The sequence below is a fragment of the Microbulbifer harenosus genome, from assembly GCF_005771435.1.
Taxonomy (GTDB): Bacteria; Pseudomonadota; Gammaproteobacteria; order Pseudomonadales; family Cellvibrionaceae; genus Microbulbifer; species Microbulbifer harenosus.
On the sequence record NZ_VANI01000022.1, the window covers coordinates 1 to 15415 of the forward strand.

At 57.0% G+C, this 15415-nt stretch carries 14 protein-coding genes; 2 read left to right on the plus strand and 12 right to left on the minus strand.

Annotated features, from left to right (window positions below; genetic code table 11):
- Positions 1–687: 687 nt before the first annotated feature.
- From FDY93_RS17655 to metX, 10 genes are all read right to left on the minus strand, one after another.
- On the minus strand, positions 688–1089 hold the full coding sequence (locus tag FDY93_RS17655; protein ID WP_138237078.1) for a hypothetical protein: 402 nt from the start codon (positions 1087–1089) through the stop codon (positions 688–690).
- Between the two features lie 51 nt (positions 1090–1140).
- Positions 1141–2604: a 4-hydroxy-3-polyprenylbenzoate decarboxylase gene (gene ubiD / locus FDY93_RS17660; RefSeq protein ID WP_138237079.1), complete on the minus strand. Its 1464-nt coding sequence runs from the start codon at positions 2602–2604 to the stop codon at positions 1141–1143.
- Between the two features lie 190 nt (positions 2605–2794).
- Positions 2795–3076 (minus strand): RNA recognition motif domain-containing protein, encoded by a 282-nt coding sequence (locus tag FDY93_RS17665; protein WP_105102742.1) that lies wholly within the window; start codon positions 3074–3076, stop codon positions 2795–2797.
- Between the two features lie 297 nt (positions 3077–3373).
- Positions 3374–4633: a transcription termination factor Rho gene (rho, locus tag FDY93_RS17670; protein ID WP_138237080.1), complete on the minus strand. Its 1260-nt coding sequence runs from the start codon at positions 4631–4633 to the stop codon at positions 3374–3376.
- Between the two features lie 444 nt (positions 4634–5077).
- Positions 5078–5404 carry a thioredoxin TrxA gene (gene trxA, locus FDY93_RS17675; RefSeq protein WP_138237081.1) on the minus strand — a complete coding sequence of 109 codons (327 nt, stop codon included), beginning with the start codon at positions 5402–5404 and terminating at the stop codon, positions 5078–5080.
- A 162-nt stretch (positions 5405–5566) separates the two neighbouring features.
- Positions 5567–6814, minus strand: coding sequence for a radical SAM family heme chaperone HemW (gene hemW, locus FDY93_RS17680; RefSeq protein WP_138237082.1), 1248 nt, complete (start codon positions 6812–6814; stop codon positions 5567–5569).
- A gap of 3 nt (positions 6815–6817) precedes the next feature.
- A complete protein-coding gene (gene rdgB, locus FDY93_RS17685; protein ID WP_138237083.1) occupies positions 6818–7462 on the minus strand; it encodes an RdgB/HAM1 family non-canonical purine NTP pyrophosphatase in 645 nt (214 codons plus the stop codon).
- 67 nt (positions 7463–7529) lie between these two features.
- Positions 7530–7979 (minus strand): DUF4426 domain-containing protein, encoded by a 450-nt coding sequence (locus FDY93_RS17690; RefSeq protein ID WP_138237084.1) that lies wholly within the window; start codon positions 7977–7979, stop codon positions 7530–7532.
- Between the two features lie 103 nt (positions 7980–8082).
- Entirely contained in the window at positions 8083–8676 is a 594-nt protein-coding gene (metW, locus tag FDY93_RS17695) for a methionine biosynthesis protein MetW (protein ID WP_138237085.1), read from the minus strand.
- Entirely contained in the window at positions 8673–9863 is a 1191-nt protein-coding gene (gene metX / locus FDY93_RS17700; RefSeq protein ID WP_138237086.1) for a homoserine O-succinyltransferase MetX, read from the minus strand. The genes metW and metX overlap by 4 nt, the downstream gene beginning before the upstream one ends.
- Before the next feature lie 195 nt (positions 9864–10058).
- Here metX and FDY93_RS17705 point away from each other — a divergent pair, with 195 nt between their 5' ends.
- Positions 10059–10541, plus strand: a complete 483-nt coding sequence (locus FDY93_RS17705; RefSeq protein WP_138237087.1) for a methylated-DNA--[protein]-cysteine S-methyltransferase — start codon at positions 10059–10061, stop codon at positions 10539–10541.
- Positions 10542–10584: 43 nt separating this feature from the next.
- Here FDY93_RS17705 and FDY93_RS17710 read toward each other — a convergent pair whose 3' ends face one another.
- Positions 10585–11499 (minus strand): hypothetical protein, encoded by a 915-nt coding sequence (locus tag FDY93_RS17710; protein ID WP_246068640.1) that lies wholly within the window; start codon positions 11497–11499, stop codon positions 10585–10587.
- 65 nt (positions 11500–11564) lie between these two features.
- Here FDY93_RS17710 and FDY93_RS17715 point away from each other — a divergent pair, with 65 nt between their 5' ends.
- Positions 11565–13265 (plus strand): hypothetical protein, encoded by a 1701-nt coding sequence (locus tag FDY93_RS17715; protein WP_138237089.1) that lies wholly within the window; start codon positions 11565–11567, stop codon positions 13263–13265.
- On the opposite strand, the gene FDY93_RS17720 is transcribed toward FDY93_RS17715, so the two are convergent.
- The gene (locus FDY93_RS17720) at positions 13262–15229 is read right to left on the minus strand and encodes a dynamin family protein (RefSeq protein ID WP_138237090.1); all 1968 of its coding nucleotides are present in this window, start codon (positions 15227–15229) and stop codon (positions 13262–13264) included. The two genes, FDY93_RS17715 and FDY93_RS17720, sit on opposite strands and share 4 nt — an antisense overlap.
- Positions 15230–15415: the final 186 nt, after the last annotated feature.

Here is a 15415-nt window from a genome sequence, read left to right on the forward strand (position 1 = left end):
TTGGATTTGAACTCCGTATGCGAGTTACTGATATCGACTAGTTTTGGTTGTAATTTACAGAGGCACATTATTTTTCTAGTGGCATTTAACGCCCGCAACAGGGGCGACCAATGCTGTGCACATTTTGTGCGAAACTGGGAGCGCAGCGACCCGCACAAAATGTGCATAGCGTTGGGCGTCCCGCGGAGGCCCGTAGGGCCGGAGCAAACTGCTTGCGTTTGTTAAGCGCTGCTCTCGCTCTAGAGTTTTTAAAATCCCCTAACTAGAGCGCCTAATTTTAACCGGGGGCTGAATTCCACTACGATAAAACAATTTAAATTCTTTTCCAAAACTAATTTCTTTCCACTTTATTTTTGTTTTGTTTATCGGAATTTCGAGCTTGAGAGAATGTACTAATTCGCCGCCTTTGCTATAGGAAAGATCAACGCTACAGATTGTGCCATGATATGAACTGGCTACTGCGAACTCACCTCCTCTAGTAGAGGGAAATACATTGAAATTTCCTGATTCTAGAACCTGAAATCCGCATTGACATATTATGTCTTCGCCTTCATATATCACGAAATTTGTGACGATTACCGATTCTTCATTCATGATGCTTAACATTTTAATAATGAGCGTGTGCATATATAGACACAGAGATTGGAGAATGATGTCTAGATATGCACACCCGTGTCTATATATAACCTAAATCTCCACGCTCCAGTCAATATCGGTACATAGTTCAACAAGGCCTTCTTCAATCCGGTGAGCAAGTCCGAGTTTTATCGCCTCGTCGCGGCGTGTAATCCAGGCTTGTATCTGTCGACTCCATTTGCCACCGGCATGTTTGATTGCGCGCCGCTGTTCGGTTTCTTCATAGCTAATTTTGAGCGCTACCGCTTCCGCTTGACGGACTGCGTTGGGGTAGTTTGAACTGACTCCCTCGGCAGACCGCGGTCTGGCATCAACAATGACCTCCACGGTCGTGTACACCGTAGTGCCGCAATCTGATGCACGGTAACGTACAGTGCACAAGCGCTCGCCATATCGTTCAAGAAATCTTTTGGCTCCGCGCTCGCTGGGACGCATTGTTTTTATTACTTTCATCACTCATTCCCTGAAATCATCGGCGAATTCCCTTTCGCCGTTCAAATTTTGTTACAGACCGAGCTTACTCCAGATTTCATCCACCCGCTGGGTTACCTGCGAATCTTTGACGATGGGTCTTCCCCACTCTCGGGTTGTTTCTCCTTCCCATTTGTTGGTGGCATCAAACCCGATTTTCGAGCCGAGTCCGGAAACCGGGGAAGCGAAGTCGAGATAGTCGATGGGTGTGTTTTCCACCATGACGGTATCGCGTGCAGGGTCCATACGCGTGGTCATTGCCCATATTACGTCCTTCCAGTCTCTGGCATTGACGTCGTCATCGGTGACGATGACAAACTTTGTGTACATAAATTGCCGTAGGAAAGACCACACGCCCATCATTACCCGCTTGGCGTGACCAGGATACTGTTTTTTCATGGTGACGACGGCCAGGCGGTAGGAGCAGCCTTCTGGGGGAAGATAGAAATCGACGATTTCGGGGAATTGTTTGCGCAGTATGGGAACAAAAACTTCGTTTAATGCCTCGCCCAGAACGGCGGGCTCGTCCGGTGGGCGACCGGTGTAGGTGCTGTGGTAAATAGGGTCTTTACGATGGGTGATTTTTTCCACCGTGAATACCGGGAAGCGGTCGACCTCGTTGTAGTAGCCGGTGTGATCACCATACGGACCTTCATCCGCCATGTCTTCCGGATAGATGAAGCCCTCCAGTACAAATTCGGCGCTTGCGGGCACATGCAAGTTGCTGAGCTTCGCTTCGGCGACTTCGGTTTTACTTCCGCGCAGGAGCCCGGCAAACGCGTATTCAGAGAGGGTATCCGGCACCGGCGTAACGGCACCGAGGATAGTGGCCGGATCGGCCCCAAGCGCCACGGCTATAGGAAAGGGTTCTCCTGGAAATTTTTGCTGCCAGTCACGGAAGTCCAGTGCGCCGCCGCGGTGCGAGAGCCAGCGCATAATCAAACGGTTTTTGCCGATCAGCTGCATTCGGTAGATACCGAGATTCTGGCGCTTCTTCTCGGGGCCACGGGTAATAACCAGAGGCCAGGTGACGAGCGGTGCGGCATCGCCGGGCCAGCAGGTCTGGATCGGCAGTCGGGTGAGATCTATGTCGTCGCAGTCCAGCTCTATCTCCTGGCACTCCGCCCTATTCACCACCTTCGGGCTCATATTCATGACCTGTTTGAAAACAGGCAGCTTTTCCCAGGCGTCCTTTAATCCTGCCGGTGGCTGGGGCTCCTTTAGAAAGGCGAGCAGCTCACCGACTTCTCTGAGCTCACTGACCGTGTCCCGCCCCATGCCGAGCGCAACACGCTCCGGGGTACCGAATAGATTGGCAAGTACCGGGGTGTCGTAGCCGGTGGGATTTTCAAATAGCAGCGCGGGGCCGCCAGCGCGCAATACACGGTCGGCGATTTCCGTCATCTCCAGATATGGGCTGACTGGATACTTGATGCGTTTCAGCAAGCCACGCTTCTCCAACAAATGGATAAAGTCGCGCAGGTCTTTGTATTTCATGTGTTACCGGTCGACGAGAAAATTTAGCGACCAAGTGTAAAACAGTCCGGATCAAATGGGGAAAATTGGAAGGCGGGAGCAAACAAACAGGAACGGCGCGCCGTACCGGGGAGGTATGGCGAAAGACGAAAAGGAGGAGTTAAACAACCCGCAGCACTCGCTGCGGGTTGTCGAGCATCTAAGTAGAAACTTAGAAGCGAGGACGACGTGGGCGGTCGCCGCCACGGTCTTCGCGCGGCTTGGCTTCGTTAACACGGATGTTACGGCCAGACAGCGGCTTGTCATTCATTTCTTCGATAGCCTTACGCGCTTCGTCGTCGTTAGGCATTTCTACGAAACCAAAACCTTTAGAACGGCCAGTTTCCCGGTCAGTGATTACAGTAGCCCGGGAGATTTCACCGAACGCACCGAAAGCTTGGTGCAGATCGTCAGAGGTTACGCCGTAGGCCAGATTTCCGATATAGATATTCACAAAAAAGTCTCACTAGAGGTAAGTGGGCTGTCGAGCATTCACAATTGGATAACCAGCTCCACCACGTTATCCACTTGAGATTGGTCTGGAATCAGCCGACTTCCCAGCCGCCTGTGACCAATTCGGTTGGCGTAAACATTGGTTATTTACGCCGCAATGCTGGCCTTTATATGCCTAACGCCCTGCTATTTCAACAGGAATCGGCGTAATTTCCCGCCTCATTCGTCGCATTGCAACATTTATCCAAACAATAGAAAAAAGGCCGACGCAAACCGTCAGCCCTTGTTCGTTGAAAAGTTATTTCCGTTTCATGGAAAGGAAGAACTCGTCGTTGGTTTTGAAGTCCTTCAATTTATCAATCAGGAATTCAGTGCCAGCAAGATCTTCCATATCGTGTAGCAACTTGCGCAGAATCCACACGCGCTGCAGCTCGCCTTCCGGCATTAGCAGTTCTTCACGGCGAGTACCGGAGCGGCGGACGTTGATGGCCGGATAGACGCGCTTCTCGGCAATCTTGCGATCCAACTGCAACTCCATGTTACCGGTACCTTTGAACTCCTCGAAGATAACTTCGTCCATTTTGGAACCGGTATCCACCAGAGCGGTGGCGATGATGGACAGACTGCCGCCTTCCTCGATGTTCCGTGCGGCACCAAAGAAGCGCTTCGGGCGCTCCAGCGCGTGCGCATCCACACCACCGGTCAATACCTTGCCGGAGCTCGGTACGGTGGTGTTGTAGGCCCGCGCCAGACGGGTGATGGAGTCCAGCAGGATCACTACGTCTTTCTTGTGCTCCACAAGGCGTTTGGCCTTCTCGATCACCATTTCCGCGACCTGTACGTGGCGGGCCGGCGGCTCGTCGAAGGTGGACGCGACCACTTCACCGCGCACGGAGCGCTGCATCTCGGTAACTTCTTCCGGGCGCTCGTCGATCAGCAGAACGATCAGGTGGCACTCCGGGTTGTTGCGGGTGATGGCCTGGGCCATGTTCTGCAACATGATGGTTTTACCGGCTTTAGGCGGCGCCACGATCAGGCCGCGCTGGCCTTTGCCGATAGGTGCGATCAGGTCGATGATGCGGCCGATAAGGTCTTCGGAGGAGCCATTTCCGCACTCGAGGGTGAGGCGTTCATTGGGAAACAGCGGCGTGAGGTTTTCGAACAGTATCTTGTTGCGGGCGTTTTCCGGCTTGTCGAAATTGATATCGCTGACTTTCAGCAGGGCAAAATAGCGCTCGCCTTCTTTGGGGGGGCGGATCTTGCCGGAAATGGAGTCGCCGGTGCGGAGGTTGAAGCGGCGAATCTGGCTGGGGGAAACATAGATATCATCGGGGCCGGCTAGGTAGGAGGAATCGGCTGACCGCAGGAAACCAAACCCATCCTGAAGAATTTCCAATACGCCTTCGCCGTATATGTCTTCGCCGCTTTTGGCGTGGCGCTTGAGGATATTGAAAATGATGTCCTGTTTGCGCGAACGGGCGAGGTTTTCCAACCCCATGCCTTTGGCAATTTCAATCAGTTCTTCAATGGGTTTTGTTTTTAATTCAGAAAGGTTCATACCAATTGCTTTATTAAGGTTTCTGCTATCCGTTGGCGCGGACGCGCCGGATGTTTCTGCGGGGGGAGTTGAAAGTTCGATGTTGATATTGCCCGTAAAGATCTGTCGACGGACTGGCTGACCGCACGCAATTCATCACTCTTCGGAAAACGGATTACCGCTCACCAGTGGCACGCTTGATTTGGCAAAGGCGCCAGGTAGGGGTCGTTCAACTTGAGGAGTTTGCGCCGGAGAGGCTGGATCGACAGCGGGGTTGGCGACTTGGCTCAGATCTGGACTGAACAGTTAACTTGATTACTAGGCAGTATAACGGCAGTTCCGCATCCTGCAAGGCCTATTTCACACGCCGGCAGCCTCTGTTATCGGGAACTTCCGCGCTGGAAACCCTCGCCAACGTCCTGGGGCGCACCAGGCGCCTCAGGACAGGGACTCGGACCCGGGGAATCAGATCTGGCTGTCGATGAACTCGGTCAGCTGTGCACGGGACAGAGCGCCGACCTTGGTGCCTTCCACATTGCCGCCCTTGAACAGCAGCAGGGTGGGAATACCGCGCACGTTGTACTTGGCCGCAGCTTCCTTGTTGGCATCCACGTCCACTTTGACAACTTTCAGTTTGTCGCCGTAGTGACCGGCCAGGTCTTCCAGAACCGGCGCAATCATCTTGCAGGGGCCGCACCACTGCGCCCAGAAGTCTACCAGTACAGGGCCTTCGGCCTTGAGTACTTCGGCTTCAAATTCTGCATCGGTAACGTTGACGATATTCGCGCTCATAGTGGTTTCCTGTGGTTCTGGTTCTTTGGGCCCAGCGGCTGCGCCGGCAGACATGATAAGTAGGGTCCGCGGGTCCCGCAAGGCAAATGCTTCCGCCATGATTGGCGTTTGAGCGTATATGCGGGCGCCTGGCCGCTTTTCAAGTACCGTTCAACAGCGCGCTCACTTCGCCCGCAGGAAGCGTTGCAGTATTTCGTCGATGTAGTCGTAACCAAAGGGGGTGGTAACGATGTCCGGGCCAATGGGGGCAACCAGCTCCATGGCCTGTAGCGACGCCCACTCCCGCGCCAATGCCGCCAGCGGCACGCCGGTATACGCCGGAAAGGTGTCGGCCGGGACCCCCGCCGTCAGTCTCAGGGAGTTCATCAGGAACTCCAGTGGCCGCTCTGCAGGAGCCACCTCGCTGACTTTCGGGGTGGGAAATTCGAGCCCGCCCTCTCCCATACCACAGCCCAGAGCCAGGTAGTCCCGCGGGGCGCGGGTACGCTGGGTTCGGATGATACGACCGCTTTCGGTCAGGGTGAACTTGCCGTGGGCGCCAGCACCGATGCCGATATAGTCGGCAAAAGACCAGTAATTCAGATTGTGCCGCGAGGCGAGGCCGGCACGGCTATAGGCGGAGACCTCGTAGCGGCTGTAACCCTGCTCGGCCAGATATGCGCGGCCCGCCTGCTGGATGGCCGCAATTTGCTCCGAGCCGGGCGTTACCGGCGGTGCGGAGTAAAAAGCGGTGTTGGGCTCAATGGTCAGCTGATACCAGGAAAGGTGTTCAACACCCAGCTCCACCGCGCGCTGCAGGTCCCGCAGTGCATCGGTCTCCGACTGTCCCGGCAAGCCGTGCATCAGGTCGATGTTGATATTGTGGAAACCGGCGCTGCGCGCCTGGGTGGCGGCCGTCACCGCCTCGGATCCACTGTGGATACGCCCCAGATTGCGCAGCTGCAGCGGGTCGAAACTCTGCACGCCGATAGAAAGGCGATTGACACCGGCGCTGCGATAGCCGGCAAACTTGGCCTGCTCAAAGGTGCCCGGATTGGCCTCCAGGGTAATTTCGATGCCCTCGTGAAAGCCCACCAGGGATTCCGCCAGATCCAGAATCCGTCCGATCGCGGCCGGCGAAAACAGGCTCGGCGTACCGCCGCCAAAAAAGATCGAGCCCAGTTTCCGCCCCTGCACCCAGGGCAGTTGGCTGCGTAAATCCCGCTCCAGCTGATCCACATAGTCCACTTCCGGCAACTGCCCCCCGTCGGGCTCCGTTCCCGTAGTATGGTGCGTCGCTATATGTTCGCCCGCGGCAAATTCGTGAGAATTGAAATCACAATACGGGCATTTGCGGACACACCAGGGGATATGCACGTAGAGACTGAGCGGCGGCAGCCGCAGCGGGAGCAAATCGTTGATCTCGGGCATAGGTCAGAACAACATCTTGCCGGCGTCGCCCACCGCCGGCTTTTCCGGCAACACCATCTCCTCGTGCCACAGTTGTTCGAATTTCCTTACTGCCTGGGCGCGGTGGCTGAGGCGGTTCTTCACCTCTCGCGGCAGCTGAGCAGAAGTCAACTTTTCCGAGGGAACATAGAACAGCGGGTCGTAACCGAAGCCCTGATCACCCGCGGGACTCTCCAGAATCATCCCTTGCCAGCGCGCGGTACACACCAGCGGCACCGGGTCTTCCGGGGTGCGCACAAAAGCCAGTGCACAATGAAAACTGGCGGTGCGACGATCCGCTGGCACATTTTCCAGAGCGTCCAAAAGTTTGCGATTGTTGTCGTCGTCGCTGGCGTCGGCACCGGCATAGCGCGCGGAGAATATTCCCGGAGCACCGTCGAGCGCATCAACCGCGAGTCCGGAATCATCCGCCAGCGCCGGCAAACCACTGGCGCGACTGGCGTGGCGTGCCTTGATCAACGCGTTCTCAATAAAACTGAGGCCGGTCTCGACCGCCTCCTCAGCAACGAACGCTGACTGCGGCAATACCGCAATCTGCCAGCCTGCAAACAGCTGGGAAAACTCTCTCAGTTTGCCCGCGTTGCCGCTGGCGAGAACGATCTTGTCCATGGGTGATTGACTACCGAAATGTGCCGACCGCGAGCATATGTGCCGCGGCAATACCGCCTACCGCAGCTCAGTTCTTGTGCAGTTGGCGGCGGAAGGTGAGCTCCTGGGTGCTGCCGTCCGGCAGTACCAGGTCAATATTGAATGTGAGAGTCTCTTCGTGTTCAAAACGGAAGGGCGCCAGGTAATACACGGCATCCTGATCGCGAATCTCCTGAAAATCCAGCGATCGGGACTGCTGGATGAGATTGGTGGCATTGCCAGAGACGCCAGCGCTCATGCCCTTCAAATCGCCCTTCTTGCTCACAGAAATATTGACGAATGCACGGTCCCGGGCGCGCACCAGATTGTACTGGCGGGCGATATCAGGGGAAATAAAATCGCTGTTGAACACCGAGTAGGTGACCCGGTAATCACCGAAGTCCTGGAAGTTTTCGATAATTTTGGCGCCCTGCGCCGCCGCTGCGGCCGCCCACAACAGCAGGGCTATGGAAATAAAAGCAGCAAACAGACGTTTCACAGCGTCCTCCTGAATATTTTCATATGTTGTCGTCGCCTCGCCGCCAGAGCGCTCTCAGTAAAAGCCTGCGATGACGCGCTTTACAACCTTCTTGTGGACAATATTAGCGAGTCAGATGGTAAATCGCCGTTTCACCGAACAGATTCGGTAAAAAATCTTTCAACATCGCGGAAACCGGCGACTCAGAAACCACCTGCCGGTGCAGTATCCGCCAGTGGTGGTCACGACAAAGTACTTCGAAATCCTTGAAAGTACAAAAGTGAATATTAGGTGTGTCGTACCATTCGTAAGGCAATAAGTCGGAGACCGGCATGCGCCCGGAAAACGCCAGATGCCAGCGCGCTCTCCACTGTCCGAAGTTGGGAAAAGTGATAATGCATTCCCGCCCTACCCGCAGCATTTCTTCCACCACCAGGTGGGGAAACCGCAGCGTCTGCAACGCCTGGGTCATGACAACGGTGTCGAAACTCTGGTCTGAAAAGTTGGCAAGCCCCTTGTCCAGGTTCTGTTCTACCACGCTCACGCCGCGCTCGACACACTTCTGGATCTGTTCCGGGTCGATCTCGAGGCCATAAGCGCTGACCCCTTTCTGCTGCGCGAGCCGCACCAACAGCTCGCCGTCACCACAACCGAGATCCAGCACCCGGGACTTGGGCGCAACCCAGTCGGCAATAATGTCGAGATCCTTGCGCGTCATACCGACACCTCCGCGCGAACTTCGCCGGCGACATTATTCATATATGCAGCAAATACCTTCTCATAGCGCTCATTGGGCAACAGAAAGGCGTCGTGCCCCATGGGCGACTCCACTTCCGCGTAGGTGACGGGAACATTGGCGTGCATTAGCGCATCGGCAATTTCCCGCGAGCGCTCCGGTGCAAAACGCCAGTCGGACGTGAACGACACCAACAGGAACTTGCAGCACGCGTGGGAAAATGCCTTTACCGGATCGTCATCGTACTCGCGCGCCAGGTCAAAATAATCCAGGGCGCGGGTCATCAGAATGTAAGTGTTCGGATCAAAACTGCCGGAAAAGGAATCACCCTGATAGCGCAAATAACTCTGCACCTGGAATTCCACCAGTTCCTCAACGCCCTGCTGGAAAGTGCCGGAGCGCAGTTCGCGCCCGAACTTCTTACCGAGGCCGTCGTCGGAAAGATAAGTGATATGCCCGATCATACGCGCCACCGCCAGGCCGTGGCGTGGCAGCGTGTTCGCCTCCAGATAACGCCCGTCGCAGAAGTCGGGATCGGACGTGATCGCCTGGCGGGCGGTCTCGTTGAACGCGATATTCTGCGCGGAGAGTTTCATCGCCGAGGCAATGACCACGCAGTGACGCAGCCGCTGTGGATACTCCAGCGACCAGCGCATCGCCTGCATACCGCCGAGACTGCCGCCCACCACCGCCGCCCACTGTTCAATACCCAAAAGATCCGCGAGCTGCGCCTGACTGTGCACCCAATCCCGTGCGCGCAGCGGCGGGAAGTCCGGGCCCCACGGTTTACCGCTGGCTGGATTGATGGACGCAGGGCCGGTGGAGCCGTGACAGCCGCCGAGATTGTTCAGCGCCACTACATAAAACTTGTCGGTGTCGATGGGCTTGCCTGGGCCGATATAGTGATCCCACCAGCCTGGACGCTTGTCGCTTTCACTGTGGTAACCCGCAGCATGGTGGTGGCCGGAAAGCGCATGACAGATCAGCACACCATTGCTTTTATCGGCATTCAGGGTGCCATAGGTTTCATACACCAGCGTGTATTCATCCAGAACGCGGCCGCAGGCCAGCTTGAACGGCCCGGGAAAGGTGTGACGTTTAGGCTCGACCAGACCGACCGACCCGGCGCTGAGACGATGGTGTTGGGATTTGGCTGTTTCCGATGGCACAGGAAGCTTCCGCAATACTGAGAGGAGCGCAGTGTACGGGAAAACACCCAGCGAATTAACCCCGTATCACACTGGCGGAGCCCAGTAAATTCGGGCAGTTTGCGGCGCCAACTCTGGGCCCGCCCCCTTCACCCGCAAAGAAAAAAAGCCGTACTATCTCCTCGACCACGGAAGGTTGGAGCACGAGGGTTCACGATGTTGTTTTACCAGGAGTTCGATACCCCGGTCGGCCAGGTAATCGTCGCTGCTGACCAATCGTCACTAGCCGCACTGCGTTTCGCGTCTGCCATAGATCAGAACAGAATCGAGCCCAGCTGGCAGCAACACGGGACACCGCTGCTGCTGCGCTGCCACGAACAGCTGCAACAGTACTTTCGCTGCGAGCGCCGCGAAATTGACCTGCCGTGCCGGCATGTTGGCACCGAGTTTCAGAAAATGGTGTGGCGCAAATTGCGGGATATCCCATTCGGCCAAACCTGGACGTACGGTCAACTGGCACACAGCCTCGGCCGGCCGGAGAGCGTTCGCGCAGTGGGGCAGGCCATCCGCGCCAACCCCCTGCCAATCATTCTGCCCTGTCATCGCGTAATCGGCAGCGACAACAGTATCAAGGGACATCCCGGCGGCGCCGCCGTGAAGGAAAGCCTGTTGAATTTTGAGGTCTTCGGATTTGGTTGAGCAAACCAGTCAGCCATACATCGCCGCGACCGATGCCCTCAGATCACTGCGGACGGTTGCGCCCCATGCGCTCGTGGGCCTGGGCGAACTGATCCGAGGCGAGAGCAGACATCGTTGACAGCTCCAGCCCCATACAATACGCGGCAATACACTCAGCGAACCGCATGACCTTGCCCGCTCCCGCACAGCCAAACATTTGCAGACATTCATTCTGCTGCGGCACCCCGGTCCCCCCACCAACCGTACCTACCACCAGACACGGAAGCGTGATACTCGCATATATACTCGAATCCGCCTGTAATTCAAGGTGAAAAATTCCCACAGAAGACTCATGCACACAGGCAATATCCTGGCCGGTAGCGATAAACACACCGGCAATAGAGTTAGCAATATTGATACAGCAACCCACACTCCCTGCAGCCGCTTCCGAAGACGAAAGCAAGCGAAAGTACTTGTCCAACGCCGCGGGCTCAACTTTCAACTCGTCACGTAAAACCTGTGCCGGCAATACGCACTCCGCGGTCACTCGGATGCCCCGCCCCCGTGACAAAGTTAAACCCGTGACGCGCTTGTCACCGGAATGCCCGGTCTCAATGGCAAAGCTCTTCAGCGGCATTAGAGTGCTCTGTGCGAGTTGTGCTCGAATGTATTGGCACGCCGACCAGGTGCACGCCGTCACCATGTTCTGGCCACTGGCATCGCCGCAGGTGTATTCAAACGTCAGATGCACAGTACGCCCGAGCACTGAGGGTTCCAGTGCAACCAGCTCCGCATGACGGGACGCTCTCAGCGCCTGTTCTCGAATTTCTGCGGTATGTTCCTCGACCCAGCGTACGCATCTTTGTGCAGCGGCCCACCTCCACCAGAGGTACTTTTGTTTTTTGCTGCAAAAACTGCAAGCACTCCTGTCGCGCCTGCTCCGAATACCTTCCCTTTGCAGGAACGCGTGACGCTTCATAATCAACGTCAGCAACCTTTACGTCGGCAGTAACTTCCACTGTTTAATCCTCCCTATTTGAACATTTGCGTAAGGCGACCGTCGCTCGGCGGAGCTCGACCAATCTGTTCAATAGCGGGAAATTTGTCACCCGATTTTCGATCGTTCGTCCGATATACCTAAGTAGTAAGCACTATGGAAATGAGATTTGCGTCCGATTTGGACCGGTAAATACAACATGCCGCTTTACCGGTAAATTACCTGCAACACGAAAAATTGGAGCGGTGGGGATGTCGAGCTTCAGCAACGATGCTGTTGCAGAGAATCTGGATAAAGTCATTCGCCGGGAATTTTCTTTGCCGACAAAAGACAGGCGGATTGCAACCAGGCCTTTTTTGGATTTTGCACCATCCTGCCGCAGCGCTGTTACCGCAGTCCAGAGCGCGCTGTCACAGAGGGCGGATAGCGGAGACGTGGAAACACGCATCCGGTTTCGCGAGTATGAGCTGTTGGACAGGATATCCCGGCTACTGGGCTACAGCAGAATCGATACTTCCGGCGTATTTGATCTCAGCCACGACCTGACCCAGTGGTACGGATTCCTGCTCGCCCACGGCAGTCATGAAATGGTCAGCCACCAAGGCCGCGACTCTCGCCTCATCATCTCCGGCAGATACTGCAGCTCTGTCGAGGCTTACCTTACGATGAGCTTGCTTTCCCGGCAAAGCCTTACGCGAATTCCCACCCGTACTGATGGAGAAACTGACGTCGACAGGGTGATGAACTACCTTGAGAGCTGCTTTCGCCGGGGGATTGCAATCGGCGGCATTTTGCTCAGCACAGGGCAGCTTTATACCGGCGCATCCGATCCGGTAGCGGCGATATTAGAGGAGACCGACCGCTTGCGGCAGCAGTATGGCGTGCTCAACCGACCGCATATACGTCTGGATATTCCGCTGCACTGGCCTCTATTGCTGTTCCGGAATTACGACTTTCGCCGCAATCCCCTGGTGCTACCAGAACGCGCTTCGACCGCTATCGAATCCATTCGCGGCGCACTGGCTGCCTGCGCGCAGAGCGACAGCTGCTCCATCAATCTCGGTCGCTGGGGATATTCCCCTCTGCCGCTTTCCCTGCTGATCGTCAAGAATTACAAGCAACTGCGCCTTCTGGTGCCCGACACGGTTACAACCCGACTGGAATCCAAGCCCGATTCCGGTTTTCCGCAGCGCGTTTCATCCCCGGCCAGCGCCACCAAGCTGTATAGCCTGGAGGGATTGGTCGCGTCTTTTACGGAGCTGGGAGAACACGGTCTGCAACACCTTGCCGCCGGGAGCATCGACCGCGCCTGTTACCTGAAAACCCGCTTGCAGGAATATGGCGACAACCATGTTCTGTTTCCGGGCGCCACCAGCCCGCTGGTAAGCTTCCGGCGCTATCCGACAAAGATGGGAAATGAAGCAGCGCATCATTTCAGGGAGGAAGTGCGAGCGCTACACAGTGGCAACAGTGCGCTGCTGCGGGCAAATACCATATGGCACTTCCAGCAGTTTTCGCGACGCAAGGAGAGGGGTTTGCGAACGGCGTGGCTGACGGCTGCCCACCTGATCGACGAGCGGGCGGAGAGGATGGAGCCGCTGGCGGCGGAAACAGCGGCCATGATGGACCCGCATATAACGCACGCGCACATCGACGCCTTTATCGAAACATTGCACAGGGAGACAGCATCCGGTGAACCGGTGCTGAACCAGAGCAAAGTTGCCGAAGCCGACAGCGAGTACAGTTAACTGTTGGCGGGGATCTTCATCGGCGTGACATTGGTGGCGCGCGGCGCCGGCGCAATTGGCTGCGGCGCGGCCTGAGTCTGCTTGAGCAGATCTTCCAGTGCACCGAGCGCGCTGTGGTTGCGCAACAACTCCTCCTCCAGCGCGCGCAGATCTGTGCGCTTGCTCTGGGTTTTCTGCTTCAACTCCGTCAGCTTGATTAGATGGCGGTTCAGCAGATGTTTTTGGTACTGCACATGCTGCTTCAGCGGCTCCAGCACCTGCTCCAGCCAACCGTCCACCGCGGAAATCATCTGGCTGTATACCCGCCCCACTTCATTGGCCAGTGTCGCTATAAAGCGCTCTGTGAGGCGGTTGCGACGGGCCAGCAACAGTTGCGGCGAGCGGCGCAGCTGGGCAGCCTGGCGATGCAGACCGCGCAGGGCAGCGCGGAAGCCGGCAACATCGAAATGATGTTCCGCGGGATTGATATTGCTCAGGCTGGAGCGCTCATAGATCGCGTCCACCAGCCGGTTGGCCTGATCCACCTCGCGCTCCAGGTTGGCCAACTGGTGCTCCACCCCACCCATGAACCCGTCAATCGCCCGCGCCAGTCCCAGCGGGGACCAGCGCTCGTTCAGCGCATGACGGGTCTCATCAATCAGTTGCTGCAGCTGCTGGCTGGACACCGGCGCCAGCAGCGAGGCGCGCTGGCGGGAGAGCATGCGCTGGCTGGATTTCAGCGTCAGCAGTTCCTGGTGACAGTACTTGTGCTGCTCCTTGGCCGTCTGATGCAATTGCTTCAGCTCCTCGACCTGATCCGGGCTGGTACCGGCGTGACGCTTCAGGTGCTCAAGGGTGGCGCGGCCACTATTCAGCCGGCGCTTCAGCAGGTCGCGGGTATCCGCCATCAGCATCAGTGCCTGGTGCAGCGAGCGGTGGTTGGCGACTTTCTGGCGGTGATCCAGCAGCCGTTGCACCAACAGCTGTTCAAAGTCCCCGAAGCGACTCTGCTGCAGCAGTATCGGATCGTGCTCGGCGCGTGCCAGCAGCGCTTTCTTGGCGGAAACGCCAACCACACTCTCCTGCGGCAGATCCAGCAGCTTGCTCACTTCCGCGCGCATCTTGCGCAGCATCTGCTCACAATCTTCGTCCGGGTCATCCCACAGAACGTCGATCTTGTTCAGCAACGCCATCACTGCGGTGCCGCGGTGCTCCTTGAGCGGCACCAGATGGGTTTCCCACATGTTCAGGTCGGTGCCGCTGACACCGGCATCGGCGGAGAGCAGGAAGGCCACCGCCTGGGCACCAGGCAGCGTAGACAGGGTCAGTTCGGGCTCGTTGCCCAGTGCATTCAATCCCGGGGTATCAATGATGCGCAGGCCCTGTGCCAGCAGCGGATGCGGCAGGGAAATCAGCGCGTAGCGCCAGGCGGGGATCTGCACCAGGTTGCCGTTGCCGTCCAGGTGGCGGCGGTCGAAACCGTAGCGGGCGGCCTCTTCCGGGGTCACCGCCTTGGTGGAGGCGACTTTCATCAGAGCATCGCGGGTGGCCTCGGCGTCGTCCGGGTCGAAGTCGAAATTCACCCACTTCTGTGGAATGCGGCGGAAGCTCTCAAGACTGGTATTGGTGGCAAGCGTCTCGATGGGCAGCAGGCGCACCGAGGCCTGCTCGGTGCCGTCGCAGAGGATTTCCGTGGGGCACATGGTGGTGCGCCCGGGGCGCGACGGCAGCAGACGCTTGCCGTAGGTGTGGGACAACAGCGCGTTGATCAGTTCGGTTTTCCCGCGGGAAAACTCCCCCACCAACGCCACGGTGAACTGGTCGTCCACCAGCAGCTGGCGTGCCTGCTGAACCACCTGACGGGCACCGGCAGAGTTGGGGAAGTGCTCTTCCAGCCAATGGCTGAAGCGGCTGAACTGGGTATCGAGGCCCTTTTTCCACCGGTCGTAATCGGCAATGTGCTGGCGCAAGGTCGCATCTTCCATGTTTAGTGTTCTTATTGTTACTGCTTCGGTGTATTCAAATCATTTTCCAGTATGCCGACGGCGAGCGAAAGCCCATAACTGGCGTTTCGCGAACTGGTTGGGGTTCTTGTGCCAGCCGACGGATACCTGAAACGCAGCGAGCGAATGGCCGGCGCTCCAGCGCCGCCGGCTGCCGCAAGGCGCTTG

Bases quoted from the DNA above. Each gene is read 5' to 3' on its own strand.
- FDY93_RS17655 (WP_138237078.1), bottom strand. From the start codon at position 1,089: ATGAAAGTAATAAAAACAATGCGTCCCAGCGAGCGCGGAGCCAAAAGA.
- ubiD (WP_138237079.1), bottom strand. From the start codon at position 2,604: ATGAAATACAAAGACCTGCGCGACTTTATCCATTTGTTGGAGAAGCGT.
- rho (WP_138237080.1), bottom strand. From the start codon at position 4,633: ATGAACCTTTCTGAATTAAAAACAAAACCCATTGAAGAACTGATTGAA.
- trxA (WP_138237081.1), bottom strand. From the start codon at position 5,404: ATGAGCGCGAATATCGTCAACGTTACCGATGCAGAATTTGAAGCCGAA.
- hemW (WP_138237082.1), bottom strand. From the start codon at position 6,814: ATGCCCGAGATCAACGATTTGCTCCCGCTGCGGCTGCCGCCGCTCAGT.
- rdgB (WP_138237083.1), bottom strand. From the start codon at position 7,462: ATGGACAAGATCGTTCTCGCCAGCGGCAACGCGGGCAAACTGAGAGAG.
- metW (WP_138237085.1), bottom strand. From the start codon at position 8,676: ATGACGCGCAAGGATCTCGACATTATTGCCGACTGGGTTGCGCCCAAG.
- FDY93_RS17705 (WP_138237087.1), top strand. From the start codon at position 10,059: ATGTTGTTTTACCAGGAGTTCGATACCCCGGTCGGCCAGGTAATCGTC.
- FDY93_RS17710 (WP_246068640.1), bottom strand. From the start codon at position 11,499: ATGAAGCGTCACGCGTTCCTGCAAAGGGAAGGTATTCGGAGCAGGCGC.
- FDY93_RS17720 (WP_138237090.1), bottom strand. From the start codon at position 15,229: ATGGAAGATGCGACCTTGCGCCAGCACATTGCCGATTACGACCGGTGG.